Genomic DNA, 23,633 nt, shown 5'->3' with positions numbered 1-23,633 from the left:
GACCGGGAAAGCTACGCCCCCAGCGCCTGTTCCAGATCGGCGATCAGGTCTTCCTTGTCCTCGATGCCGATCGAGAGCCGCACCACGTCGGGGCCGGCGCCGGACTTCACCTTGGCGGCGTCGTCGAGCTGGCTGTGCGTGGTGGACGCCGGATGGATCACCAGCGAGCGGGTGTCGCCGACATTGGCGAGATGCGAGAACAGCTGCAGTTTCGACACCAGGCTGACGCCGGCGTCATAGCCGCCCTTCAGGCTGAAGGTGAACACGGCGCCCGCGCCCCTCGGTGCGTATTTGCGCGCGAGCTGGTTATACTTGTCGCTTGCCAAGCCCGCATAGCTAACCGACGCCACCGCCGGATGGCCGGCGAGGAATTCGGCGATCGCTTTCGCATTGTCGCACTGCTTCTGCATGCGCAGCGGCAAGGTCTCGATGCCGGTCAGGATCATGAAGGCGTTGAACGGCGACAGAGCGGGGCCGAGGTCGCGCAAGCCCAGCACGCGGCAGGCGATCGCGAAGGCGAAATTGCCAAAGGTCTCCTGCAGGCGGATGCCGTGATATTCCGGTCGCGGCTCCGACAGCATCGGATATTTGCCGCCGGTCGACCAGTCGAAGGTGCCGGCATCGACGATGATGCCGCCGAGCGAATTGCCGTGACCGCCCAGGAATTTCGTCAGCGAGTGCACGACGATGTCGGCGCCGTGGTCGATCGGACGGATCAGGTAGGGCGAGGCCAGCGTGTTGTCGACGATCAACGGCACGCCCGCCTTCCGCGCCACCGTCGAGATCGCCTCGATGTCGGTGATGCTGCCGGCGGGATTGGCAATGGACTCGATGAAGATCGCCTTGGTGCGCGGCGTCACCGCGCGCTCGAAGCTTGCGATATCGTCGGGATCGGCCCACACCACGTTCCAGCCAAAGCTCTTGAAGGCGTGCGTGAACTGGTTGATAGAGCCGCCATAGAGTTTTCGCGCGGCGATGAACTCGTCGCCGGGCTGCATCAATTGCTGCAACACCACGACCTGTGCGGCATGGCCCGAGGCCACCGCAAGCGCGGCCGTGCCGCCTTCGAGCGCGGCGACGCGCTCTTCCAGCACCGCGTTGGTGGGATTGCCGATGCGGGTATAGATGTTGCCGAACGCCTGCAGGCCGAACAGCGAGGCGGCGTGGTCCGCATCGTTGAACACGAACGACGTCGTTTGATAAATCGGAGTCGCGCGCGCGCCGGTGGTGGGGTCGGGCTGTGCACCGGCATGCACGGCGAGGGTTGAAAATCCCGGAAGGCGATCGCTCATTGAGGGCGTCCTGTTCTCTTGGTCTGAAATCGCGCGGCATGCTGATGGGCGCCGCGCTCGGCGTCAAGGCGCCGTGTCACATCAAGACCATTTGGGAATGATCTTGCTACGCATTGTCGCGTTGGCAAAATGAATCCCTCGCAATTGCGTCAGCTTTGCTCGGTCTTGTTTTTGGCGGCACGATCGGAGGCCGCAGTGTCGCCGCCGCCGACGCTCATCCGATTGAGGGATAGCCGCATGCCTTGCGTCGGTGCCGGCGCGCGCTTGGAGCTGAGCGTGCGCGAATTCACGCCCATCCAGGAGATCTCGGACGACAGGCGGCCATATTCGATCTTGGGGCAGCGGTTCATCACCACCTTGATACCGACCGACTCAGCTTTCGCTGCCGCCACGTCGTCACGTGCGCCAAGCTGCATCCAGATCACCTTCGGCAGCGGGTCGAGCGTGAGCGCTTCCTCGACGACAGGCATGATGTGGCTGGAATTGCGGAAGATGTCGATCATGTCGATGGGACGGCCGATGTCGGACAGCGAGGCGATGAAGGGCTTTCCGAGCAGCTCCTTGCCGACATGGCCGGGATTGACCGGGATCATGTCGTAGCCACGCTGCGCCAGATATTTGAATGCGAAATAGCTCGGCCGCACATTGACCGGCGAGGCGCCGACCATCGCGATCGACTTCACGCTGTTGAGGATGGCGCGGATGTAATTGTCGGAATAGGAGTCGTGGTTCATTTGTTCTTTTTCCTTGTCATTGCGAGGAGCGAAGCGACAAAGCAATCCAGTCTTTTTCCGCGGAGGGATTTCCGGATTGCTTAGCTTCGCTCGCAATGACGAATTCTATTCATCCCGCCATGTCGGCGTGCGCTTCTCGATGAAGGCGCCGATGCCTTCCTCGGCATCGCGTGCCATCATGTTCTCGGTCATTACCTCTGCGGCATAGCGATAGGCATCCACAAGGCTCATCTCGGCCTGGCGATAGAACGCCTCCTTGCCGAGCTTGACGGTGTAGGCCGATTTCAGCGCGACCTGCTCCGCCAGCGCGATCGCGGCGTCGCGTTCGGTGCCGGCGGGCACCACGCGGTTGATGAGGCCGATCTCGCGGGCGCGCGCGGCCGTAACAGGCTCGCCCGTCAGCAGCATCTCCATCGCCTGCTTGCGCGGCACGTTGCGCGATAGCGCCACCATCGGGGTCGAGCAGAACAAGCCGATGTCGACGCCCGGCGTTGCGAATTTCGCGTCCTCCGAGGCGACGGCGAGATCGCAGCTGGCCACGAGCTGGCAGCCGGCCGCGGTCGCGATACCCCGGACGGATGCGACCACAGGTTTTGGCAGGTGCACGATCGCCTGCATCATCGCGCTGCAGGCGGTCATCATCTCGGCAAAGAAGGCGCGGCCACGATCGGGGTCAGTGCGGCGCGCGGTCAGCTCCTTCATGTCGTGGCCGGCGGAGAAGGCGGGACCGTTGGCGGCGATCACGACACCGCGGACGGCCTTGTCGCTGCTGATATCATTGAGCTCGGCATGCAGGCTTGCGATCATCGCCGCCGACAGGCTGTTGCGCGCGGCGGGGCGGTTCAGCGTCAGTACGGCGATCGGGCCTACGGTCTCGCGCAGCAGGATCGGCGGTTGCGGGGAGGGAGCGCGGGCAGCCTGGGCGGACATCGAAGCGTTTCCGTTGGATTATTGCATTTGAATGACGCAGATAACTTAATGTAACAGGGCAAGTGAAGCGAGGGTGGGGAACAGCATGGCGTTAGCGAAAATGAGCGTGGCAGAGGTCGAGCAGTTCCTCCGCCACGAGTTTCCCCAGGCCTTCAGCGGCGACGACATCACGATCGAAAGCGCGGACGGCCAGACCTGCCTTTTGCGCCAGCGCTACAGCGAAAGGATGCTGCGACCCGGCGGAACCGTGTCCGGCCCGACGCTGATGGCGCTGGCCGATTTCGCGATGTACGTGGTCCTCCTGTCCGCGATCGGGCCTGTCGGGCTCGCCGTCACCACCAATCTCAACATCAACTTCCTGCGCAAGGGCGGGCCCGGGCAGGACGTGCTGGCGGAGGCGCGGCTGCTCAAGCTCGGCAAGCGGCTGGCGGTCGGGGAGGTGAAACTGTTGTCCGGCAGCTCGCCCGATCCGATCGCCCATGTCACCTCGACCTATTCCATTCCAAATGTTTGAGCTTTTTGCAGGTAATATAGCACCATATTTTCAAGCCATTGATATTACGGTACTAATTTCCGCCGCCGGGCATTGACCGTTGCGCGTCTCTTCTCTAGAAAACCGCGCAGTCCGGTGCGGTGTTCGCGCCGATGCTCCCCGTCCACGGAAACTCTGACATGAAAACCTTTTCGGCAAAGCCGGCTGAGGTGACGAAGAAGTGGGTGCTGATCGACGCCAAGGGTCTGGTCGTCGGCCGCCTCGCCACCATCGTCGCCATGCGCCTGCGCGGCAAGCACCTCCCGACCTACACCCCGCACGTTGATTGCGGCGACAACGTCATCATCATCAATGCGCAGCATGCGGTCCTCACCGGCCGCAAGCGCGAGCAGAAGACCTATTACAAGCACACCGGCTATGTCGGTCACGTCAAGGAGCGCACCGCGCGCCAGATCCTCGAGGGCAAGCATCCCGAGCGCGTGCTCGAGAAGGCCGTCGAGCGCATGATCCCGCGTGGCCCGCTCGGTCGCGTCCAGATGGGCAATCTCCGCGTCTATGGCGGCGCCGATCATCCGCACGAGGCACAGACGCCCGAGAAGATCGACATCGCCAAGTTGAACCGCAAGAACACGAGGGCCGCATAACATGGCCGAATCCATCCAGTCGCTCGACCAGCTCTCGCAGCTCAAGACGGCGGCGGCGCCCGATGCGCCCAAGCACGAGAAGAAGGTCGACAAGTTCAACCGCGCCTATGCCACCGGCAAGCGCAAGGACGCGGTCGCCCGCGTGTGGATCAAGCCGGGCGCCGGCAAGGTCACCGTCAATTCGCGCGAGGTCGAGGTCTATTTCGCCCGTCCCGTGCTGCGGATGATGATCGAGCAGCCGTTCTCCGTGGCCGCGCGTTCGGGCCAGTACGACGTGATCTGCACGGTTGCCGGCGGCGGCCTGTCCGGTCAGGCCGGCGCGGTCCGTCACGGCATCTCCAAGGCGCTGACCTATTTCGAGCCGGAGCTGCGCTCTGTGCTCAAGAAGGGCGGCTTCCTGACGCGCGACTCCCGCGTGGTCGAGCGCAAGAAGTACGGCAAGGCCAAGGCCCGCCGGTCCTTCCAGTTCTCGAAGCGTTAATCGCTTCGGTCACATTCGCCGCGAAAGCGGCTTCAATGAGATGCAAAAGGGCGCTGATTTCAGCGCCCTTTTTGTTGTTCGTTTGTATGCAAATTGATGGCGTGTTTCCCGAAAACTTGGCCTCCCGCGAAAACCTGAATGGAACTCGCGCGACCTAGCGTCGCATTCGGAAGGGCGCGCAAATCGGCTGGGCCGGTCGCGTAACTGCTATGTTCTAGAGGGGGCCGACATGATGTCGCTCGATAGCATCACGCTCTATTTGGTCGCCACCATGGTTGCCGCACTGCTCGGCGCCATGATGGTGTTTTTCGGCAGGCAGGAGAACAGCCCTGCACTGAAATGGTGGGGCACCGCGTATCTGCTCGGTGCCGCCTCCGTCGCGCTGTGGACCGCGGCCGGCGACAGGCTGGGCCCGCATCTTTACCTTGCGCTGAACGCGGTCGGCTTCGTCGCCTGCGGCATGGTGTGGAATGCGGCGCGGGTCTTCCACGGCCGCAAGCCGAACTGGCCGGGTCTCGTGCTCGGCGCGCTCGCCTGGGTCGCCGCCGTCACGCTGCTCGACCCCGAGGCATCCATGTTGCGGATGATCATCGGCGCCGGCATCGTCTCGGTTTACGCGGCATTGACCGCCAGCGAGCTCTGGACCGAACGGCGCAAGAGCCTGCAGCGGCGCTGGCCGGCCTTCGTGATGCCGGTGATGCATGGCTGCGTGTTGATGCTGCCGGTCCTGATCGGCAGCTTCCTGCGTCCGCACGATGCCGGCTTCTCCCAGAGCATCTGGGTCAAGGTGTTCGCGGTTGAACTCATCCTCTACGCCGTCGGCACCGTGTTCGTGATCTTCATGCTGGTGTCCGAGCGCACCGTGACCGCGCACCGCACCGCCGCGTCGACCGATCCCCTGACCGGCATGCTCAACCGGCGCGGCTTCTCGGAAGCCTGCGGCCGCGTGATCGAGCGCGAGGCCAAGGCCGGACGTCCCGTGACCGTGATGATCTTCGACATCGATCACTTCAAGTCGATCAACGATCGCTTCGGCCACCCCGCCGGCGACGAGATGCTGAAACTGTTCTCCACCGTCGTCGTCAGTAATTTGCGCATCACCGACATGTCGGGCCGCATCGGCGGCGAGGAGTTCGCCGCGCTGCTGCCGTGCTCGCTGGAGGAGGGCGTGCTGGTCGCCGAGCGCGTGCGCGAGGCGTTCGAGACCTCCGGCGTCGTGGTCGATGAAGGCCCGGTCGACACCACCGTCAGCATCGGCGTCGCCGGCGGGCCCGCCGGCACCGAGCTCGAGGTGCTGCTGGCATCCGCCGACACTGCGCTCTACCAGGCCAAGCGCGGCGGCCGTAACCGCGTCGAGGCGGCGGAGGAGCTGCCGCTGTCGCTGGAGAACTGGCGCCGACAGAGCGCCGCGCGGATCAGTGCGCCGCAGCCGCGGCCGGCCACCGCCTGAGACGCGGGGGCAGCACCCGCGGTAATCCTCTGTTTACCATTCGATCCCTACCATTGCGGTCATGGAATCGATCCGTCGACAGAACCCGCAAGCTGCCCTGATGTCGCTCGAAGCCGCTGCGGCCTCGGCACGCAGCGGCTTCGCCTGTCTGTTCTCCACTGCGGATGAATACGAGAGCGCGCTGATCACCGAGCGCCGCGCGCAGGGGCGTTACACGCAAGGCCGCCGCAGCTACTGGCCGCTCGCGCTGTTCATCGGCTGCGCCCTGATCGTGGCGGGCACCGTCCTGCTGCTGATCTGAGAGACCTGCATTTTTGGGCCGACCAGGGCGCCGTTTCGGCGCCTTTTTCTTTCTTGCTGCCTGCGCTAGACACGCCCATCGAACAAAAAGGGTGGAAACCGATGATCACCGAGATCGCGCAAATCGACGTCAAGCCGGGCAGCGAGAAGGACTTTGAGGCCGCCGTCGCCAAGGCCAGGGCCGCCTTCGGCCGCTCCAAGGGCTTTCACGGCTTCGAGCTGCACAAATCGATCGAGAAGCCGCAGCGCTACCGGCTGATGGTGAAATGGGCGACGCTGGAAAATCACACCGTCGATTTCCGCGGCTCGGAAAACTTCACCGAATGGCGGGGCCTCGTTGGCCAGTACTTTGCCTCGCCGCCCGAGGTGGAGCACACCGAGACCGTGCTGACGACCTGAGGGTTTATTTCTGGAGCATGATCTTATCGGAAAACCGCTGCGCACTTTTCCGGATCATGCTCTAGGCCGCTTCTGCCAAAGGCGGCGCCTCATAGGTCTTGAAATGGTCGATCATGACCTTGGCGATGGCGACCAGCGGCAGTGCCAGCGCCAGGCCCCAGATGCCGAACACGACGCCGAGCACGATCTGGAACGCGAACAGGGTGGCCGGCGGAATGTCCAGCGCCTGCCGCTGCAGGATCGGTGTCAGCACGTAGCTCTCCATGGCGTGCACGCCCATGAAGAGCAGAAAGGCCGATAGCGCCGGGATCCAGCCCGAGGCGAGGCTCGCCAGCACCACGACGACGCCGGCGATGATGGCCCCGATGGTCGGGATGAAGGCGAGCAGGCCGGCCTGAATTCCCAGGATGAACGAGCTGGGGATGCCGATGATGGCAAGCCCGATCCAGGTCACCACGCCGACCGCGAGCATCACGATGATCTGCGCGATCAGCCAGCGCTCCAGAGTCTCACTGATGCGATCGATGATGAGGGCGACGCGGGTGCGGTGCCTGGCAGGCGCCAGGAATAGCAGACCGTCGTGATAGACGGCCGGCTGGGCGGCGAAGGCGAAGCCCAGGAACAGCACGATGAAGATGTTGCCGACACCGTGGATGGTGCCGAGCAGCAGCTTGAAAGTCTGGCTCACGATCGCCCCGCCACTGGAGGCCAGCGCGCCGGCGCCGGGCAGGGGACCGCGCGAGGGCGCTGCTGGTGCGGGCGCCGTCTCCGACGGCGCAGTGGCCGAGGCGTCGGTCGCGCCGTTGCCGAAATCGAAGAAGCTGGTGTCGATGCCGTGGTTGTCCAGGAAGGACTTCACGTTCCCGATCTGCGACTTGATGGTCTTGCTCAGCAGCGAAGCCTGTTCGGCAATGGTGGCGCCGCCGAGATAGGCGATGCCGGCCAGCATCAGGGCGAGCGCGGTGCAGACGATCGCGAGCCGCACCGGATGCGGCAGGGGCACGCGGCGGCCGAGCGCGCCTGTCAGCGCGTTGAGGCCGAGACCGAGCAGCATGCCGGTGAAGATCAGCAGCAGGGTGGCGGCGAAATACCAGGTGAAGGCGAGCAGCGCGGTGAACAGCACGACGCCGATGCCCCCGACCGAGATCGCCCAAGCGAGGTCGCCGCAGGTCCGGGAGCGTTCATCTTTGGACGACATGGTCACATCGGGTCCTTTTCAGCGCAATGCGCGCTGCACTCTCCGGGCAAACGCGCTTCGGATCAAGACCGCGTCAACACGCTGGTTTGACGTCGGCGTGCCGACGGTGCAGAGCGATGAGGAAAGAGCAATGGGGGCGGTTTGAGCTTCATCAGCAAATGGGCCGGTCTGCTCGGGCTTCTCGCCGTGCTCGTGGTCGGCGACCAGATCCGGATCAACCGGCCCGGCCACAAATTTCGTCTCACGGTCGAGGTCACGACGCCTGACGGGATCAAGGCCGGATCCGGCGTTCTGGCCGTCGTGCCCGACCGCAACTATAACCGCGGCGGCCGCACCACGATGCGCGGGGAGGCCGTGTTCGTCGACCTCGGCCAGAGCAAGAATCTGGTGGCATTGCTGGCGCACCGGCAGGACGCCAAGCTGGACTTCGACGACATCAACTATGTCGCGCTCCGTGCCTATGGCGCCGCGCGCGGCAACCGCGTCTCGTTCAACGATATCCACCGGCAGACCGGCGTTGTCCCGGTGCAGGCAGACCTCGTGCCGGTGCTCGTGAGCTTTGGCGATCCCAAGGATCCTAAGACGGCCCGCCTTGTCGCCGGCGACCATGCGGAGGCGGTTCTGGGCGAGGGCTATGCGATCCGGGGCATCACTGCCGAGGTCGAGCCCAACGGGTTCTGGCCGATCGATTTCGGTGGGGTGCTCGGAGAGCCCGTGACGCGCGGCATCGATGCGAAACTGCCCTGGCTGGCCGCCCCGGGCGATCCTGCCGCAACCGCACTGCAGGCCGCCGGGCTGCCCGCCGGGGGCGAGGCCCGGGAGGCATTTGCGCGAAAATAGCATTGCCGTCCCGCGATCCCTTCTGTTGAATTTGTTCCAGCCCAAGGGCATGTTTGGAGAATCTTCTTATCGGAGAGGCGCGGAACGACAGATGAGAAAGCCGGTCGTCGGCGTGATCGGGAATGCCCATCGCGTCGAAAATCGATTTCAGGTCCAGATGGTCGGCGAGCGCAATTTGCGCGCCGTGGCCGAGGTTTCCGGTGGCCTGCCGATGATGTTCGCAGGCGCGCCTGATATCACCGATATCGGCGCGCTGCTCGACGTGGTCGACGGCATCGTGCTCACCGGCGCCCGCGCCAACGTCCATCCGACCCGCTTCAATGTCGATCCCTGCGAGCGCCACGAGCCGTACGATATCCATCGCGACGAGGTGGCGCTGGCGCTTTCGGTCGCCTGCGTCGCCCGCGGTGTGCCGCTGTTCGGCATCTGCCGCGGCCTCCAGGAGATGAACGTCGCCTTCGGCGGCTCGCTGCATCCCGAGATCCGCGAAATTCCCGGCCGCATGAACCATCGCATGCCCAGGCTCGAGAACGGCGAGATCCACCCCGATCCGACCGTGGTGTTCGCCGACCGTCACGACGTCGAACTGACGCCGGGCGGGGCGTTCGCAAAACTGCTCGGCTGCGAGAAGATCAGGGTCAATTCGCTGCATGGCCAGGGCATCCTCGATCCCGGCAAGCGCGTGCTGGTCGAGGGCGTCGCCGAGGACGGCACCATCGAGGCGATCCGGATCGCGGAAGCCCCGACCTTCGCGCTCGGCGTGCAATGGCACGCCGAATACGATCCCCAGCGCAATCCGGTCAACCGCAAGCTGTTCGAGGCCTTTGGCGAGGCCCTGGTCGCGCGGCAACGCGCGGCGGCGTAGGGTACTCTCGTGTCCCGGACAAGCTGCAACGCGTATGCGTTGCGGCGCAGGGCCGGGACCCAGCGCCGCCCTGCGAACCGCTGCGAGGTGGGCCCCGGCTCTGCAGCGCACCGCTAAGGGGCGCTGCGCTGCGTCCGGGGCACGAGAGGCGGCTGAGGCGCTTTCTCCCACCGTCATTGCAAGCGTAGCGACTTGTCCGCCGAAGCCTTGGCGAAGGCGGAAGCAATCCAGAATCTTTCCGCGGTGGGATTCTGGATTGCTTCGTCGCAAGAACTCCTCGCAATAACGGAGCAAGGTGCATCGTCGGCATCTCCACGCTCTCAGCGCAACTCGCAGACATGCCTCTTCAATCTCGCGGCGCGTTTCGCCCGAGGCTTGCTGTCGTTTGCGCTCCTTGAAGACCAAAGGGCGCAGGGAAGGCCGGGCGCCGGCGGCACCCGCAAGTCCGTGCGCGACGAAGATGCACACGGGGTGGACCACAGGTGTGCCGGTCGCCCGGCCTTCCCTGCGCGGATGGTTTTAACGGTGTCCTTCGTGCTCTCCCCGGGGAGCGATGCACTATTGCCCCCGTCGCCTTGCGGATGATCGATGCGCGTGCCCGGTTGGGCCGCCGCATCACCGCAAGCCTTGACGCACAGACCCCGGGCGTCAGGACCACACGACTTCTCCGTCCGCGGACGATCCCGCCGAAATCCCGGAAGGCTTGCGTGTGCTCGCCTTCTGGCATCGACGAAACCGCTGTGACCGCGCCGGGTCGTATCGCGTCGCCTGAGGACTCACGGTTGCCCGCCCTGTCATCATGCCGAGCCGCGCCGGCGCTACCGCGTCCACCGCCACCCGGCCCGCATCTCGTGACGATCGCGCAGCGCCCCTTTGGCAGGGGCCGGGATGGGCGAGGGTATGCCACAAATCCGAAATTCGGGAAAGTGGAATATTTTTGCGCCAAGGGCTTGACCGGGTGTTTTGCCCGACGCCTCGCGGGAGTGACCCTGGTAGGGACTTATTGCGCTATCCCAATGCCGGTAGCCGCTTTATCGGGAAGACTTGTTTGGTGGATTTGGCAGATACAACTAAAGTTCTGCCCCAAGACGGAGGATGACCTTCATGAGCAGACCTGTGAAGACGGAAAGCGAACTGATCGCCATGGCGAAGGCCGAGTTGAAGGTCCACGCCGATTGTCCCGATGGAATGACAATCTCGATCCTCCGAGATGGTACTTCCTGGGAGTTTCGAGCCAGCGCGGACCAGGCCACCTCGGACCGGCCCGGCTACCCTGAATGCGTTGCCATGCTGGTCCAGATCGGCGATCACCTCTGCAAGCAGTACGACGTGGAAGGGTAGGCGCGCCCGCGCTTCGACCATGCCCCGCAGGTCAACCCGTTAAGCACTGCGACGATGTTTTAGACCCCGCTGCGGCAAACTGTCCAATTTTCCTGTTGACCCGGAATTGGGCGACGGTAATGGTGGCCTCGCTTCACGCGGCTGGCGAGACCTGAACATGTCTTGTCTTGCCCAAAACAAGAACGGGCGGAAGCATCAGGAGGGGAACTAGCTCCCGCGCAGAAATGGAAGGCTGCTGCTGCAGCGCCATGGTCCTGCTCGCCTGGGGGGTAGCACTCAGCGAGCGGGGAAAAGGCATCGATGCGCCCATTGTTGGCGGTAAGTACGGCTATCGACTGGCTGAATGAAAAAGTCGGCAACGTCTGCAACGTTTTGGTGCTCGCGGCCTGCGTGGTCAGCGCTGCAAATGCGATGATCCGTTATGCCTTCAGTTACAGCTCCAACAGCTGGCTCGAGACGCAGTGGTATATGTTCGCCGTCGTCGTGATGTTCGGCTCGTCCTATACTTTCAAGCGTAACGAGCATGTGCGCGTCGAAATCATGTACCTCATGCTTTCCGAGCGCGGCCAGCTGTGGCTCGACCTGATCGGGACATTGGTATTCCTCGTCCCGGCGTGCCTGCTCCTCAGCTACCTCTCATGGGCGATGTTCCACAACTCGTTCATCATCGGCGAAATGTCCAACAATGCCGGCGGCCTCCTCCGGTGGCCGATCAAATTTGTCCTGCCTGCGGGATTCTTCATGCTGGCTTTGCAAGGCGTCTCGGAGGCCATCAAACGCATTGCGGCCTTGCGTGGTGAAGTCACGATCGATGCGAAATACGAGCGGCCGACCCAATGATCACGATTGAAATGATGCCGCCGATGATGTTCGGCGGGCTGGTCCTGGCCATGCTGATCGGATTTCCGGTCGCCTTCACGCTGGCCGCTCTCGGGCTTTCGTTCGGATTTCTCGCGATTCACGAGGGATTTTTCGGGTTCAGCTTCCTCCAGGCCATCCCGGAGCGCATCTACGGCAGCGTTCTGGCCAACGAGCTGCTGCTGGCAATTCCTTTCTTCACGTTCATGGGCTCGATCCTCGAACGATGCGGCCTCGCCGAGGATATGCTGGATTCAATGGGGCAATTGTTCGGTCCCATTCGCGGCGGCCTCGGCTATTCCGTGATCATCGTCGGCTTCATCCTCGGCGCCATCACGGGCACCGTGGCGGCGCAGGTCATCGCGATGGCGCTGATCTCGATGCCGGTGATGATCCGGTACGGCTACAACATGCGCTACATCACCGGCGTGCTCGCAGCCTCCGGCACCATTACCCAACTGGTGCCTCCCTCGCTGGTTCTGATCGTGCTCGCGGACCAGCTCGGGAAGTCGGTCGGCGATATGTATCTGGGCGCCTGGGGCCCCTCGATCCTCCAGATCGCACTGTTCGCCGGCTACACGTTTGCGCTGAGCGTGATCAAGCCGGGCCATGTTCCGGCCGTGCCCAAGGAAGCAAGGACGCTCACTGGCTGGGCGCTCTGGCGCAAATGCCTTTTGGGCATCATTCCGTCCGCCGTCCTGATCTTCGTGGTGCTCGGCACGATGATGCTGGGCCTCGCCACCCCGACCGAAGCAGGCGCGATGGGCGCCGTCGGCGCGATCGTCCTTGCCGTCATCCATCACAAGGATTTCAGCCTGGCTGGCCGCAAGATATTGCTCGTCGGCGTTGCGGCGGCGGGTGTCGGCACCATCATCGGGATCTACTTCACGCAGAATCTGGCGTTCAAGATCGCCTTCGCGATTGCCTATCTCGCCGTCGCCTGGGTCTGCATCGAGGCGGTCAGGATTCCGGACCTGCGCACCCTGGTCAAGCAGGGCTACGAGACCACTATGCGCATCACCTGCATGGTGACGTTCATCCTGATCGGATCGACCTGCTTCTCGATCGTCTTTCTCGGTTGCAACGGTGGTGTCTGGCTGGAGCACATGCTGACATCGCTGCCGGGCGGGGTCTGGGGATTCCTGATCTTCATGAACCTGTTCATCTTCTTCATCGCCTTCTTCCTCGACTTCTTCGAGATCGCCTTCATCATCATCCCGATGATCGCGCCGATCGCGCAGAAGCTGCTCACTCCCGTCGTCGGGGCGGATGCTGCCTTGATCTGGTTCGGTGTCATGCTCTGCGTCAACATGCAGACCTCCTTCCTGCATCCGCCGTTCGGCTTCGCCTTGTTCTACCTGCGGGGTGTTGCGCCGAAGGAGGTCAAGAGCTCGGACATCTATTGGGGCGCTATGCCCTGGATCGGCCTGCAGGCGATCATGGTTGCGGTCGTCATCGCATTCCCGATCACGGTCACGGGGCTGCTGGACGCTCCGAGGAAGGTGGATCTGGACAAGATCAAGATCGAAATTCCGGACATCGAGCTGCCGCCGCCGCTTGATTTCGGCCAGCCGAAGAATTGAGGAAGTATCTCCGCCCGGGGATTGATCCAAAGATATTGGAGGGCTGCCGGTGACCTGCGAACGCTGCCCTTGCACGGGGAGCGGCGGATCTCGATTGCGACGTCGCAACTGATCAGCAGGCTGGCGGAGTAGACGGTCGCCTCGCGCTGTGGCTAAGTCCGGGCCCAGAGCAGCGAAAGGGGCGCCCGATGCCGTATTTCCGTCTGGACACGACCGAGACTTCCGCGTCTGCAAGGTGCTTGCCGACCTGTTTTGCGCAATCTTGCTCGGGACCTTTTCCATCGTCTTCTTCGGCTGGGTCGGCGGCATTGTCGCGTTCGTTGTCCTCGAAGTGTGCCTGATCGGGCTCGATTGGCTGATCCCGAGCACGGACGACGCGGCTGGCGTTGTTCGCTAAGGGCAGCGATGAAGCGCAGCGCCACCGTCACGGTCCTTCTCCTGCTCGCATCCTCCGCATTCGCCCAGAGCGGGCCGTAGGGCGGATTAGCCGAAGGCGTAATCCGCCATCTTGTCTTGATTGGGCAGCTTCAATGCCAAACTATCGCCGTGCATTTGTTGCGGGTGGTTGCTGGTTCTTCACGGTCAATCTTCTCGACCGCAAGCAGAGGCTGCTCGTCGAGCACATCGCAGCGCTGCGCGCGGCTGTTGCAGCGACGCGTCGGGACTAAGCTTTCGCGATCGATGCGTTTGTCGTTCTTCCGGACCACCTTCATGCAGTCTGGACGCTTCCGGACGGCGATGCCGATTTTTCCATGCGGTGGAGATTGATCAAGACGCGCTTCGCGAAGACCTTGCCGAAGACGGAGCCTTTGACCGCGGTACAGATCGCAGGACGGGAGCGTGGCATATGGCAGAACCGATTCTGGGAGCACCTCATCCGCGACGAAACCGACTACGCACGCCATGTCGAGTATTGTTACATCAATCCCGTGAAGCATGGTTATGTGACCCGCGTGTTGGACTGGCCGCATTCGTCGTTCCACCGAGATGTCGAGGCGGGCCTGTTTCCTGAGGATTGGGCAGGAGAGCAGCACGGACGGTGACTTTGGCGAACGCGCATGAGCGTCACCAGCAGTCGGCGGATTACGCCTTCGGCTAATCCGCCCTACGTAAACCAATCAGTAGGAATTGCTCCGCCCTGATTTTTGCGGCTCTGATTTGTTCTTTGAGAACGAAGTGGAGTCGGATGCGGAACGAAAGCGGACGGCTCGAAGGCGTCTCACATCGTCCGCTCCATCCGTCGCGCGCGATAGGCCTGCGGTGACATCAAAGTGAGCTTGCGGAACGCCTTGCGAAAGCTGCTCTCGTCTTCATAGCCGGTCGTGCGTGCGATCGCCTTGATCGGCTGTGTCGTCGTCTCCAGCAACGTGCGCGCGTGCTCGACGCGGCGGCGCATGATGAAGGCCTGCGGCGGCTCGTGCGTGAGCTCCTGAAACTTCCGGTTCAGCGTCCGCTCGCTGAGGCCGAGCGCGCCGGCAAGCCGTTTGACCGTCATGGGAGCCTTGCCGGTGCGGCGAACCAGGAGGTCGGCCCTGGTCAGCAGCGGGTCCTGCGAGAGCAGATAGCCGACGGGCATGAAGATCGATTGGGTGCGCTGCGCGGTATCGATGACGACGTAGTCCGCGCATAGTTTTGCGGTCTCCTTGCCCTCGACCAGCTCGATCAGCCTGAGCAGCAGGTCGACCCACGACATCGGGCCAGCTGCGCAGACGATGCGGTCCGCAACCGTGATGACGGCGTCGGCGGCGAGGTCGATGGTGGGATGACGCTGCCGCAGTTCGCCCTGCAGCCACCAGGTGATGGTGGCGCGGCGGTTGTCGAGCAGGCCGGCGCCGGCCAGCAGGAACACGCCGCTGCAGAACGCGCCGATCAGCCGGCCGTTCGCGTGTTGCTGCCGGAGCCAGGCGCCGGCCCGGGCATATTGCGGTTGCAGGCGCTCGGCCGTGACGTGATCGACGAGGTTACCGGGGACGAGGATCGCGTCGAAGCGAGTGCGTTGCCCGATCCCGCCATCGACCACGACCATCCGGCCGCCGCCGGCGCGCACGGATTTGCCGTCGAGCGAAAGCGTCTGCCAGCTGAAGCGGGATTTTGCGCCGCTCTGCTGCATGACGTGATTGGCGAGCGACAGGATGTCGGCGACGCCGGCGATCGCCGAATGCATGCAGCCTTGCAGTGCCAGAATTGCGAGCTTGATGAGACCCCCCGGGGTTGACGCCGCGATCCTATCCGATGGGGTCCGCGGGCGCGTGGCGGAAATTGCCTGATCTCTGTCTTATCCGCCACTGCCTTGCGGAGAGCGTCCGGTCCAATCTGCCGCCGTCGTCAACCGACATGATTGGAGAGAGACATGCCTTACGTCACCATTTCCACCGTCCGCGGCATTCTGGATGCCGCGCAGAAGAAGACGCTGCTCGAACGCGTCACCGACCTCCTGGTCGAGGTCGAAGGGCAGGGCAGCCCGGATTTCCGCCGCAACGTCTGGGTCAGGATCGAGGAGCAGGAGCCCTCGCACTGGTCGCTCGGCGGCATGCAGCCGACAGCTGAGATCATCGCGAGCACGTTCGGCCCGATCGGGACGGACGGGGTGCGGATCGCGCGGCGCTAGCAGCACGGAATGCGTGGGCGGATCAGCTCAAGGCATGGTCCGCCCGCCACCGCCCCGTGCTCAACCGATCTACGGGGCGGTTTCCATTGCATCGCACAATCAGGACAAGGGCCTGCACCAGCACACGGCTGCATTGAGGTTCGAGAGGCGAACACCATATGCTCTGCAAGGGAGCCCTGCCGTGCAGACCATGAAGGCGGCCCTCGTTGCGGCGATTGGCGTCGTGGCTTTGATCTGCTGCCTCCTTCCCAGTTCAGCGGAGGAGAACGGCCGTCTTGCACTGATTGTGTCGATCGACGGAGCCATTGGCCCTGCGTCGGCCAGTTACGTGAAGGAGGCCTTGGCCAAGGCAAGCGAACGGCGCGCCGAGGTCGTGCTTCTGAGAATCAACACGCCCGGCGGCCTCAATACCAGCATGCGCGAGATCATTGCGGATGTGCTGGCCTCGCCCGTGCCTGTCGTCGGTTACGTCGCCCCCTCCGGCGCCCACGCGGCGAGCGCGGGGACCTATATCCTTTATGCGACCCACATCGCGGCGATGGCGCCGGGCACCAATATCGGTGCGGCAACGCCGGTGCAGATTGGCGGACCGCTGCCGGGGCTGCCGGGCGGTACACCGGACAAGGGCGGCAAGGACAAGAAGGACGGTGACCAGCAGAGCGAGAAGGATCAGCCCAGAGATCAGCCCAAGGATGCGATGACGGCAAAGGTGACCAATGACGCGGTTGCTTTCATCCGCAGCCTTGCGGAGCTGCGTGGCCGCAATGTGGACTGGGCGGAGAAAGCGGTCCGTGAGGCCGCCACTCTCTCTGCCAACGGCGCGCTGCAGGCCCACGCCATCGAGCTGGTCGCGCGCGATCAGGCTGAATTGCTGAGGCAGCTCGATGGCCGCGTGGTGGAGGTTGCAGGCGGCAAGACGCAACGCCTCGCGACCAAGGATGCGGTCGTCGAAGCCATCGACCCCGGATGGATATCCCGCTTCCTGGCGGTCATCACCGATCCGAATGTGGCGTTCATTCTCCTGATGGTCGGCATCTACGGCCTGATCTTCGAGTTCATGTCTCCCGGAGCCGTCGCTCCCGGCGTGGTCGGCGCGATCTGCCTGCTGATCGGTCTCTATGCGCTCAATTTGCTGCCGATCAACTATGCCGGCCTTGCCCTGATGCTGGTCGGCATCGTGCTTCTCACCGTCGAAGCCTTCAATCCGACGGTGGTGATCGGTCTCGGGGGGATCATCGCTTTCGTGCTGGGAGCGCTGATGCTCTTCAGGGTCGAGGCGCCCGGCTACCACCTGTCGTGGTGGGTGATCGGCATCACGGCCGCCGTGTTCACCGGCTTTGCTCTGGTCGTGCTCGGTTCGCTTCGGCGTGCCGCCCGGGCTCCGGAACGGGTCGGCGCGCAGGCGATGCGAGGCTTGCCCGCCGAGGTTCTCGACTGGACTGGGAGCGAAGGTCACGTCTTCGCCCATGGCGAGCGCTGGCAGGCGCGTGGCGCCGAAACGTTCAAGCCCGGAGAGACGGTCGAAGTCGCGAACGTCGTCGACCTGACGCTGCTGATACGGCGCGCACCGGCCAGGACCGGTGAGGGAGGTACATCATGATGCTGGAATATCTGACCTATGCGGCGCTTCTGCTGCTCGTCATCATGTTTCTATCCCAGGCCATTCGGATCCTGCGCGAATACGAGCGTGGCGTCATCTTCACGCTCGGCCGTTTTACCGGCGTGAAGGGCCCGGGCCTCATCATCCTCATTCCGGTCGTGCAGCAACTCGTCAAGGTCGACCTCCGCGTGATGGTGCAGGTCGTGCCGCCGCAGGACGTGATTTCGCGGGATAACGTGTCCGTCAAGGTCAACGCCGTTCTGTACTTCCGCATCGTCGACCCCGAACGTGCCATCATCAAGGTCGGCGATTACATGGCCGCCACCAGCCAGCTCGCGCAGACCACGTTGCGCTCGGTGCTCGGCAAGCACGAGCTCGACGAGATGCTGGCCGAGCGCGACAGGTTGAACGCCGACATCCAGGAGATCCTCGACAAGCAGACCGACGTCTGGGGCATCAAGGTGACCGGCATAGAGATCAAGGACGTCGATATCAACGAAACCATGGTGCGCGCGATTGCCAAACAGGCCGAGGCGGAACGGTTGCGGCGCGCCAAGGTGATCAATGCGATGGGCGAGCAGCAGGCTGCCGAAAAGCTCGTCGAGGCCGGCCGGATTCTCGCGCAGGAGCCTCAGGCGATGCAGCTGCGTTATTTCGCGGCCCTGCACGATATCGCGGGCGAACGGTCGTCGACCGTGGTCTTTCCGCTGCCGACGGGCCTGCTCGACCATTTTATGCCGCGGCGGGACAATCCTTAGCGACAAGAACAGGCCGACCCATCTTCGGCCCCATTGGGCGTATCGAATGTCGATCCCAACTTGAACGGGAGGAGAATTCGATGACGCAGCATGCCGCCAGACCCGCAATCCACCGCCGAAATCGGCCGTCGATCCTCGCCGCTCCGCTGATCGCCCTCGCACTTTGGTCGTGGGGGATCGCCGCGGCGCAGGCCGCGGAATCGGGCAAGGACGCGATGGCTGCCGGCCTGCCGCGCATTCTCGTGCTTGCGACCGGCGGCACCATCGCAGGCCAGGCCGACGCGCGTGCGACCGGCGCCTACAAATCCGGCCAGATCACGGGCGAGCAGCTGATGCAATCGGTGCCGGGCCTGGACAAGCTCGCAAGGCTGAACGCCGAGCAGATCTCGTCGATCGGGTCCCAGGACATGAACGACAAGGTCTGGTTTGCGCTGGCTCGTCGCATCCAGGAGGCCTTCGACAAGAACGAGGCCGATGCGGTCGTCATCACCCATGGCACCGATACGCTCGAGGAGACCGCGTTCTTCCTCGACAACGTGGTGCGCGGCGACAAGCCGGTGGTGATCGTCGGCTCGATGCGGCCGGCGACGGCCGTCAGCGCGGACGGCCCCGGCAATCTCTACGAGGCCGTGCAGGTGGCGGCCGACCCGCGCTCGCGCGGGCGCGGCGTGCTGGCGGTGCTGAACGACAAGATTCAGGGCGCACGCTCGGTCACCAAGACCAACACCACCAGCATCGAGACGTTCAGCTCGGCCAATGACGGGCCGGTCGGCTATGTCGACAGCGCCGGCGGCATTCGCTTCATGGCGCAGGCTCAAGGTCTCAAGCGCGCGACCTATCAGCTTCCAGCCGGCGAGCAATTGCCGCGCGTCGCGATTGTGTACTCGCACGCCAACATGGACGCCGTTCCGATCGAGGACGCCATCTCGCACGGCGCCAAGGGCATCGTGCTGGCCGGCGTCGGCGACGGCAACACCTCGAAGCCGGCGCTCGATGCGCTCGAAGCTGCGGCGAAGAAGGGCGTCATCGTGGTTCGCTCGACGCGGGCTCGGTCGGGCTTCGTGACGCGGAACGTCGAGGTCGACGACGACAAGAACGGGTTCGTCGTGTCCGAGGACCTCAATCCGCAGAAGGCGCGGGTGCTCACGCAATTGCTGATCGCGGGCGGCGTGACCGCGCCGGCAGAGCTGCAGAAGGCCTTTACGGCGACGTGGTAGCGGGCAGGTCGTACACCCTATGATTCAAACGAAAAGGCGCTCCTTGCGGAGCGCCTTTTGCTTGTCGGATACCTTCCGGGCCGTTTAGCCCGAATAGTACATCTCGAACTCGACCGGATGCGGGGTCATTTCGAAGCGGGCGACTTCGGTCATCTTCAGCTCGATATAGGCGTCGATGAAGTCGTCGTCGAACACGCCGCCGGCCTTGAGGAAGCCGCGGTCCTTGTCGAGGTTTTCGAGCGCCTCGCGCAAGCTACCGCAGACGGTCGGGATCTGCTTCAGCTCTTCCTTCGGCAGGTCGTAGAGGTCCTTGTCCATCGCCGGCCCCGGATCGATCTTGTTCTTGATGCCGTCGAGGCCGGCCATCAGCATCGCGGCGAAGCCGAGATACGGGTTGGCCATCGGATCGGGGAAGCGCACCTCGACGCGCTTGGCCTTCGGCGAAGCGGTGTAGGGGATGCGGCAGGAGGCCGAGCGGTTGCGCGCGGAGTAGGCGAGCAGCACGGGGGCCTCATAGCCCGGGACCAGGCGCTTGTAGGAGTTGGTCGACGGGTTGGTGAAGGCGTTGATCGCCTTGGCGTGCTTGATGATGCCGCCGATGTAGTGCAGGCAGGTCTCCGAGAGGTCGGCGTATTTGTTGCCGGCGAACACCGGCTTGCCGTCCTTCCAGATCGACTGGTGCACGTGCATGCCCGAGCCGTTGTCGCCGAAGATCGGCTTCGGCATGAAGGTGGCGGTCTTGCCGTAGATGTGCGCGACCTGGTGGATGCAGTACTTGTAGATCTGCATGTGGTCGGCCATCAGCGTCAGCGTGTCGAACTTCATGCCGAGTTCGTGCTGGGCGGACGCGACTTCGTGGTGATGCTTCTCGACCTTGACGCCCATCTTGGCCATGGCGCCCAGCATCTCCGAGCGCATGTCCTGCACCGAGTCCTGCGGCGGGACGGGGAAGTAACCGCCCTTGGTGCGGATGCGGTGGCCGAGATTGCCGCCTTCATATTCGGTGTCGGAGTTGGTCGGCAGCTCCGAGGAGTCGAGGCGGAAACCGGTCTTGTAGGGCTCGGCCGAATAGCGCACGTCGTCGAACACGAAGAACTCGGCCTCGGGGCCGACGAACACGCTGTCGCCCACGCCCATCGACTTCACCATGGCCTCGGCCTTCTTGGCGATGCCGCGGGGGTCGCGGTTGTAGGGCTCGCCGGTGGTCGGCTCGAGCACGTCGCAGGTGATGACCATCGTGGTCTCGGCGAAGAACGGGTCGATCGTCGCGGTGACCGGATCGGGCATCAGGCACATGTCGGACTCGTTGATCGCCTTCCAGCCGGCGATCGAGGAGCCGTCGAACATCGTTCCTTCGGCGAAGATGTCATCGTCGATCATGCTGACGTCGAACGTCACATGCTGCCACTTGCCGCGCGGATCGGTGAAGCGCAGGTCGACGTACTTGACGTCGTTGTCCTTGATCGATTTCAGGACGTCTTTGGCGGTCTTCATGCATACCCCTTTTGGCTCTGCGGGTCGGTTTCCAGATGAGCAAAATTATTCTCGCTCGGGCGAGTTTTGCGCGACCGCACAAACGAAATCAGGCCGCCGAAGCAGCCTTCTTTCTAGTCGGAGTGTCGCAAAATTCGGGATAGCACCCGGCTCAGATAGCGTCCAGCCCGGATTCGCCGGTTCGGATGCGGATCGCCTCTTCGATGTTGGAGACGAAGATCTTACCATCGCCAATGCGTCCGGTTTGCGCGGCGCGGCGGATCGCGTCGATGGCGCGCTCGACCAGATCGTCGCCGATCACGATCTCGATCTTCACCTTGGGCAGGAAGTCGACGATGTATTCTGCGCCGCGGTAGAGCTCGGCGTGCCCCTTCTGCCGGCCAAAACCCTTGGCTTCGGTGACGGTGATGCCCTGAAGGCCGACTTCCTGAAGCGCTTCCTTCACCTCGTCGAGCTTGAATGGCTTGATGATGGCTTCGATTTTCTTCACTGCGCGCCTCCGGCCTTTCGATCAAATAGCAACGTCTTCGTCAGGATGCGCTTTTCTTAACGCACGATCTTGTCTTCGCTATGCCTGAAACCCTGACCAGTCCGGCAACAACGGCCGGCCACACCCTGATAGATGCCAGTGAGCACGACGAACCGAAGCGGCTTCCTCGAAAGCAGGGTCTATGCCAAGTTGCACATGTCCTGATTGTTGGAGCGTTATCAGCCTTTTAACGAGCATCTCTGAGTAGTGGTGCCGACCTGCACAAAATACCGAAGACTACGAAATAGGCAAACGGTTCAATAAGTGTGCAGATCGATGTTCCCCAGGGTGGGGCGGCGCGGCATGTGCCTGTTGAAAAGGCGTTTGGACCAGGGAAGTGGCATGGAAGTTCTGACCACCGCTGAAATGCAGCGCGCCGACCAGCTCACCATCGCGGCCGGCACGCCCGGTTTCAAGCTGATGCTGAGCGCGGGCCAGGCCGTCGCCGAGGCCGCCCAGGCGCTGGTGGAGGAGGGGCCGATCCTGATCGTGGCCGGCCCCGGCAACAATGGCGGTGACGGTTTTGTCGCAGCCGCCGAGCTCGCCGCGCAGGGGCGGGAGGTCTCGGTCATCCTGATGTGCGAGCGCGACCAGCTCCAGGGCGACGCGGCCTCCGCGGCGCGCGGCTGGAAGCATCCGGTGCTGCCGTTCAATCCACAGGCGATCGGACGCCCAGCGCTGATCATCGATGCGCTGTTCGGCGCAGGCCTCAGCCGTCCCGTCGACGGCGAGGCGCGCGCGATGATCGAGGCGATCAACGCCAACGGCGCCCCGGTGCTCGCGGTCGACCTGCCGAGCGGCATCAACGGCACCAGCGCGGCGGTGATGGGCGCGGCGGTGAACGCCACCGAAACCGTCACCTTCTTCCGCAAGAAACCGGCGCATCTCTTGCTGCCCGGCCGGATGCATTGCGGCCGCGTGCGCGTCGCCGACATTGGCATCGACGCGCAGGTGCTGGACGAGATCGCGCCGCAGACGTTCGAGGACGATCCGGATGTCTGGGGCGCCGCTTTTCCGGTGCCGCGCCTCGATGGCCACAAATACGCGCGGGGGCATGTGCTGGCAGTCTCCGGCGATGCGGCGGCGACCGGCGCTGCGCGGCTCGCCGCGCGCGGCGCGCTGCGGGCAGGGGCGGGCCTTGTGACATTGGCGAGCCCGCGCGATGCGCTCGCGATCAACGCGGCTGCGCTCACGGCCGTCATGGTTCGCCCCGTCGATACCGTCGTCGAGTTCGGCGAGCTGCTCGGCGACAAGCGCTACAACACCTGCATCATCGGCCCCGGCGCGGGCATCGGTGAGCGCACCTGCGATCTCGTCCACACCGCGCTCAGTGCGCAGCGTCGTCTGGTGCTCGATGCCGATGCCCTGACGAGCTTTGCCGCAACCCCCGAGCGCCTGTTCGAATCGATCAAGTCATCGCAGGACAACGCGGTGGTGCTGACCCCGCACGAGGGCGAGTTTCCGCGCCTGTTCTCGGACCTCAGCAACAAGCATCCGGGCCGCTCCAAGCTGGAGCGCGTGCGCGACGCCGCCGAGCGCTCCGGCGCGGTGGTGCTCCTGAAGGGCCCGGACACCACCATTGCCGCCCCCGACGGCCGCGCCACCATCGCCGCCAACGCGCCGCCCTGGCTCGCGACCGCCGGCGCCGGCGACGTGCTCGCCGGCATCATCGCCGGCCTGCTGGCGCAAGGCGTGCCGGCCTTCGAAGCCGCCAGCATCGGCGTCTGGATGCATGGCGAGGCGGGACGAGAAGCCGGGCCGGGCCTGATCGCGGAGGATCTCACCGAGACGCTGCCGGCTGTGCACCGGCGGATCTATGATGCGTTGGGGGTGGAGTACTGAGCTGTTCGCTACGGCGGGTAGGACGGGTAGGGTGCAGCGAAACCGATCTTACAAGAGATCACTCCACCCCATACCACCGCACCAGCCGTGGCGCGGCCCAGTCGGTTGCGACGGATTCGATCAGCCATTGACCGGGGGAGGTGGCCGCGAAGGCGATGCGCTGGGTCTGGCCGGGCT

General features: G+C 64.0%; 24 protein-coding genes and 1 pseudogene. 18 read left to right on the top strand and 7 right to left on the bottom strand.

Translation table 11 applies throughout. The annotated features are described in order from the left end of the window. Nucleotides 1–11: 11 nt before the first annotated feature. From IC66_RS0119945 to IC66_RS0119935, 3 genes are all read right to left on the bottom strand, one after another. On the bottom strand, nt 12–1,292 hold the full coding sequence (locus IC66_RS0119945) for an O-acetylhomoserine aminocarboxypropyltransferase (protein WP_028141415.1): 1,281 nt from the start codon (nt 1,290–1,292) through the stop codon (nt 12–14). 149 nt (nt 1,293–1,441) lie between these two features. Continuing rightward, entirely contained in the window at nt 1,442–2,026 is a 585-nt protein-coding gene (locus tag IC66_RS0119940; RefSeq protein WP_028141416.1) for a CoA-binding protein, read from the bottom strand. 105 nt (nt 2,027–2,131) lie between these two features. Then, nucleotides 2,132–2,956: an enoyl-CoA hydratase gene (locus IC66_RS0119935; RefSeq protein WP_038948766.1), complete on the bottom strand. Its 825-nt coding sequence runs from the start codon at nt 2,954–2,956 to the stop codon at nt 2,132–2,134. Nucleotides 2,957–3,041: 85 nt separating this feature from the next. Here IC66_RS0119935 and IC66_RS0119930 point away from each other — a divergent pair, with 85 nt between their 5' ends. From IC66_RS0119930 to IC66_RS0119905, 6 genes are all read left to right on the top strand, one after another. After that, complete coding sequence (locus IC66_RS0119930) at nt 3,042–3,470, top strand: PaaI family thioesterase (protein ID WP_028141418.1); 429 nt, start codon at nt 3,042–3,044, stop codon at nt 3,468–3,470. A 158-nt stretch (nt 3,471–3,628) separates the two neighbouring features. Further along, entirely contained in the window at nt 3,629–4,093 is a 465-nt protein-coding gene (rplM, locus tag IC66_RS0119925) for a 50S ribosomal protein L13 (RefSeq protein WP_008137961.1), read from the top strand. A 1-nt stretch (nt 4,094) separates the two neighbouring features. Then, nucleotides 4,095–4,574, top strand: coding sequence for a 30S ribosomal protein S9 (rpsI, locus tag IC66_RS0119920; protein ID WP_008547917.1), 480 nt, complete (start codon nt 4,095–4,097; stop codon nt 4,572–4,574). Nucleotides 4,575–4,803: 229 nt separating this feature from the next. Next, complete coding sequence (locus IC66_RS0119915) at nt 4,804–6,024, top strand: GGDEF domain-containing protein (RefSeq protein WP_028141419.1); 1,221 nt, start codon at nt 4,804–4,806, stop codon at nt 6,022–6,024. Nucleotides 6,025–6,085: 61 nt separating this feature from the next. After that, entirely contained in the window at nt 6,086–6,325 is a 240-nt protein-coding gene (locus IC66_RS0119910; RefSeq protein ID WP_038948765.1) for a hypothetical protein, read from the top strand. Nucleotides 6,326–6,426: 101 nt separating this feature from the next. Continuing rightward, nucleotides 6,427–6,723, top strand: coding sequence for an antibiotic biosynthesis monooxygenase family protein (locus IC66_RS0119905; protein ID WP_028141421.1), 297 nt, complete (start codon nt 6,427–6,429; stop codon nt 6,721–6,723). A gap of 61 nt (nt 6,724–6,784) precedes the next feature. On the opposite strand, the gene IC66_RS0119900 is transcribed toward IC66_RS0119905, so the two are convergent. Next, nucleotides 6,785–7,921, bottom strand: a complete 1,137-nt coding sequence (locus IC66_RS0119900) for an AI-2E family transporter (RefSeq protein ID WP_085971753.1) — start codon at nt 7,919–7,921, stop codon at nt 6,785–6,787. 141 nt (nt 7,922–8,062) lie between these two features. On the opposite strand from IC66_RS0119900, the gene IC66_RS0119895 reads away from it, so the two are divergent. The 7 genes and pseudogenes from IC66_RS0119895 to IC66_RS0119865 all read left to right on the top strand — a co-directional run bounded on the left by IC66_RS0119895 (nt 8,063) and on the right by IC66_RS0119865 (nt 14,470). Further along, on the top strand, nt 8,063–8,761 hold the full coding sequence (locus tag IC66_RS0119895; protein WP_038948763.1) for a hypothetical protein: 699 nt from the start codon (nt 8,063–8,065) through the stop codon (nt 8,759–8,761). Between the two features lie 91 nt (nt 8,762–8,852). Continuing rightward, the gene (locus tag IC66_RS0119890; protein ID WP_028141424.1) at nt 8,853–9,626 is read left to right on the top strand and encodes a gamma-glutamyl-gamma-aminobutyrate hydrolase family protein; all 774 of its coding nucleotides are present in this window, start codon (nt 8,853–8,855) and stop codon (nt 9,624–9,626) included. 1,104 nt (nt 9,627–10,730) lie between these two features. Next, nucleotides 10,731–10,967 carry a hypothetical protein gene (locus IC66_RS0119885; RefSeq protein ID WP_028141426.1) on the top strand — a complete coding sequence of 79 codons (237 nt, stop codon included), beginning with the start codon at nt 10,731–10,733 and terminating at the stop codon, nt 10,965–10,967. 300 nt (nt 10,968–11,267) lie between these two features. After that, the gene (locus tag IC66_RS0119880) at nt 11,268–11,807 is read left to right on the top strand and encodes a TRAP transporter small permease subunit (RefSeq protein ID WP_028141427.1); all 540 of its coding nucleotides are present in this window, start codon (nt 11,268–11,270) and stop codon (nt 11,805–11,807) included. Next, nucleotides 11,804–13,408: a TRAP transporter large permease gene (locus tag IC66_RS0119875; protein WP_038948762.1), complete on the top strand. Its 1,605-nt coding sequence runs from the start codon at nt 11,804–11,806 to the stop codon at nt 13,406–13,408. The genes IC66_RS0119880 and IC66_RS0119875 overlap by 4 nt, the downstream gene beginning before the upstream one ends. Nucleotides 13,409–13,643: 235 nt before the next feature. Then, a complete protein-coding gene (locus tag IC66_RS47745; protein ID WP_162832275.1) occupies nt 13,644–13,805 on the top strand; it encodes a hypothetical protein in 162 nt (53 codons plus the stop codon). A gap of 133 nt (nt 13,806–13,938) precedes the next feature. Then, a pseudogene (locus tag IC66_RS0119865) lies at nt 13,939–14,470 on the top strand (REP-associated tyrosine transposase). A gap of 157 nt (nt 14,471–14,627) precedes the next feature. Here the strand turns inward: IC66_RS0119865 and IC66_RS0119860 are convergent. After that, nucleotides 14,628–15,572 (bottom strand): GlxA family transcriptional regulator, encoded by a 945-nt coding sequence (locus IC66_RS0119860; protein ID WP_244429129.1) that lies wholly within the window; start codon nt 15,570–15,572, stop codon nt 14,628–14,630. A 186-nt stretch (nt 15,573–15,758) separates the two neighbouring features. Here IC66_RS0119860 and IC66_RS0119855 point away from each other — a divergent pair, with 186 nt between their 5' ends. From IC66_RS0119855 to IC66_RS0119840, 4 genes are all read left to right on the top strand, one after another. After that, entirely contained in the window at nt 15,759–16,016 is a 258-nt protein-coding gene (locus tag IC66_RS0119855) for a tautomerase family protein (RefSeq protein WP_028141432.1), read from the top strand. Nucleotides 16,017–16,197: 181 nt separating this feature from the next. Next, a complete protein-coding gene (locus tag IC66_RS0119850; RefSeq protein ID WP_038948759.1) occupies nt 16,198–17,616 on the top strand; it encodes an NfeD family protein in 1,419 nt (472 codons plus the stop codon). Further along, complete coding sequence (locus IC66_RS0119845) at nt 17,613–18,374, top strand: slipin family protein (RefSeq protein ID WP_018320108.1); 762 nt, start codon at nt 17,613–17,615, stop codon at nt 18,372–18,374. The genes IC66_RS0119850 and IC66_RS0119845 overlap by 4 nt, the downstream gene beginning before the upstream one ends. Nucleotides 18,375–18,454: 80 nt before the next feature. Then, nucleotides 18,455–19,591, top strand: a complete 1,137-nt coding sequence (locus tag IC66_RS0119840) for an asparaginase (RefSeq protein WP_038948758.1) — start codon at nt 18,455–18,457, stop codon at nt 19,589–19,591. Nucleotides 19,592–19,675: 84 nt separating this feature from the next. Here IC66_RS0119840 and glnA read toward each other — a convergent pair whose 3' ends face one another. After that, nucleotides 19,676–21,085 carry a type I glutamate--ammonia ligase gene (glnA, locus tag IC66_RS0119835; RefSeq protein ID WP_018320110.1) on the bottom strand — a complete coding sequence of 470 codons (1,410 nt, stop codon included), beginning with the start codon at nt 21,083–21,085 and terminating at the stop codon, nt 19,676–19,678. Nucleotides 21,086–21,236: 151 nt separating this feature from the next. Then, a complete protein-coding gene (locus tag IC66_RS0119830; RefSeq protein WP_007603495.1) occupies nt 21,237–21,575 on the bottom strand; it encodes a P-II family nitrogen regulator in 339 nt (112 codons plus the stop codon). A 381-nt stretch (nt 21,576–21,956) separates the two neighbouring features. Between IC66_RS0119830 and IC66_RS0119825 the strand changes: the two genes are divergently transcribed. Next, complete coding sequence (locus tag IC66_RS0119825; protein ID WP_038948757.1) at nt 21,957–23,456, top strand: bifunctional ADP-dependent NAD(P)H-hydrate dehydratase/NAD(P)H-hydrate epimerase; 1,500 nt, start codon at nt 21,957–21,959, stop codon at nt 23,454–23,456. Nucleotides 23,457–23,633 lie beyond the last annotated feature (177 nt).

The sequence above is a fragment of the Bradyrhizobium genomosp. III genome (assembly GCF_000261705.1).
GTDB lineage: Bacteria > Pseudomonadota > Alphaproteobacteria > Rhizobiales > Xanthobacteraceae > Bradyrhizobium > Bradyrhizobium ottawaense.
Note: the sequence above shows the minus strand (reverse complement) of the source record. Positions and strands in the feature narration are given on the sequence as shown.

What these genes read in the sequence shown, in the direction of transcription:
- IC66_RS0119945 (WP_028141415.1), bottom strand. Translation starts at nt 1,292, where the DNA reads ATGAGCGATCGCCTTCCGGGATTTTCAACCCTCGCCGTGCATGCCGGT.
- IC66_RS0119940 (WP_028141416.1), bottom strand. Translation starts at nt 2,026, where the DNA reads ATGAACCACGACTCCTATTCCGACAATTACATCCGCGCCATCCTCAAC.
- IC66_RS0119935 (WP_038948766.1), bottom strand. Translation starts at nt 2,956, where the DNA reads ATGTCCGCCCAGGCTGCCCGCGCTCCCTCCCCGCAACCGCCGATCCTG.
- IC66_RS0119930 (WP_028141418.1), top strand. Translation starts at nt 3,042, where the DNA reads ATGGCGTTAGCGAAAATGAGCGTGGCAGAGGTCGAGCAGTTCCTCCGC.
- rplM (WP_008137961.1), top strand. Translation starts at nt 3,629, where the DNA reads ATGAAAACCTTTTCGGCAAAGCCGGCTGAGGTGACGAAGAAGTGGGTG.
- rpsI (WP_008547917.1), top strand. Translation starts at nt 4,095, where the DNA reads ATGGCCGAATCCATCCAGTCGCTCGACCAGCTCTCGCAGCTCAAGACG.
- IC66_RS0119915 (WP_028141419.1), top strand. Translation starts at nt 4,804, where the DNA reads ATGATGTCGCTCGATAGCATCACGCTCTATTTGGTCGCCACCATGGTT.
- IC66_RS0119910 (WP_038948765.1), top strand. Translation starts at nt 6,086, where the DNA reads ATGGAATCGATCCGTCGACAGAACCCGCAAGCTGCCCTGATGTCGCTC.
- IC66_RS0119905 (WP_028141421.1), top strand. Translation starts at nt 6,427, where the DNA reads ATGATCACCGAGATCGCGCAAATCGACGTCAAGCCGGGCAGCGAGAAG.
- IC66_RS0119900 (WP_085971753.1), bottom strand. Translation starts at nt 7,921, where the DNA reads ATGTCGTCCAAAGATGAACGCTCCCGGACCTGCGGCGACCTCGCTTGG.
- IC66_RS0119890 (WP_028141424.1), top strand. Translation starts at nt 8,853, where the DNA reads ATGAGAAAGCCGGTCGTCGGCGTGATCGGGAATGCCCATCGCGTCGAA.
- IC66_RS0119885 (WP_028141426.1), top strand. Translation starts at nt 10,731, where the DNA reads ATGAGCAGACCTGTGAAGACGGAAAGCGAACTGATCGCCATGGCGAAG.
- IC66_RS0119880 (WP_028141427.1), top strand. Translation starts at nt 11,268, where the DNA reads ATGCGCCCATTGTTGGCGGTAAGTACGGCTATCGACTGGCTGAATGAA.
- IC66_RS0119875 (WP_038948762.1), top strand. Translation starts at nt 11,804, where the DNA reads ATGATCACGATTGAAATGATGCCGCCGATGATGTTCGGCGGGCTGGTC.
- IC66_RS0119860 (WP_244429129.1), bottom strand. Translation starts at nt 15,572, where the DNA reads ATGCATTCGGCGATCGCCGGCGTCGCCGACATCCTGTCGCTCGCCAAT.
- IC66_RS0119855 (WP_028141432.1), top strand. Translation starts at nt 15,759, where the DNA reads ATGCCTTACGTCACCATTTCCACCGTCCGCGGCATTCTGGATGCCGCG.
- IC66_RS0119845 (WP_018320108.1), top strand. Translation starts at nt 17,613, where the DNA reads ATGATGCTGGAATATCTGACCTATGCGGCGCTTCTGCTGCTCGTCATC.
- IC66_RS0119840 (WP_038948758.1), top strand. Translation starts at nt 18,455, where the DNA reads ATGACGCAGCATGCCGCCAGACCCGCAATCCACCGCCGAAATCGGCCG.
- glnA (WP_018320110.1), bottom strand. Translation starts at nt 21,085, where the DNA reads ATGAAGACCGCCAAAGACGTCCTGAAATCGATCAAGGACAACGACGTC.
- IC66_RS0119825 (WP_038948757.1), top strand. Translation starts at nt 21,957, where the DNA reads ATGGAAGTTCTGACCACCGCTGAAATGCAGCGCGCCGACCAGCTCACC.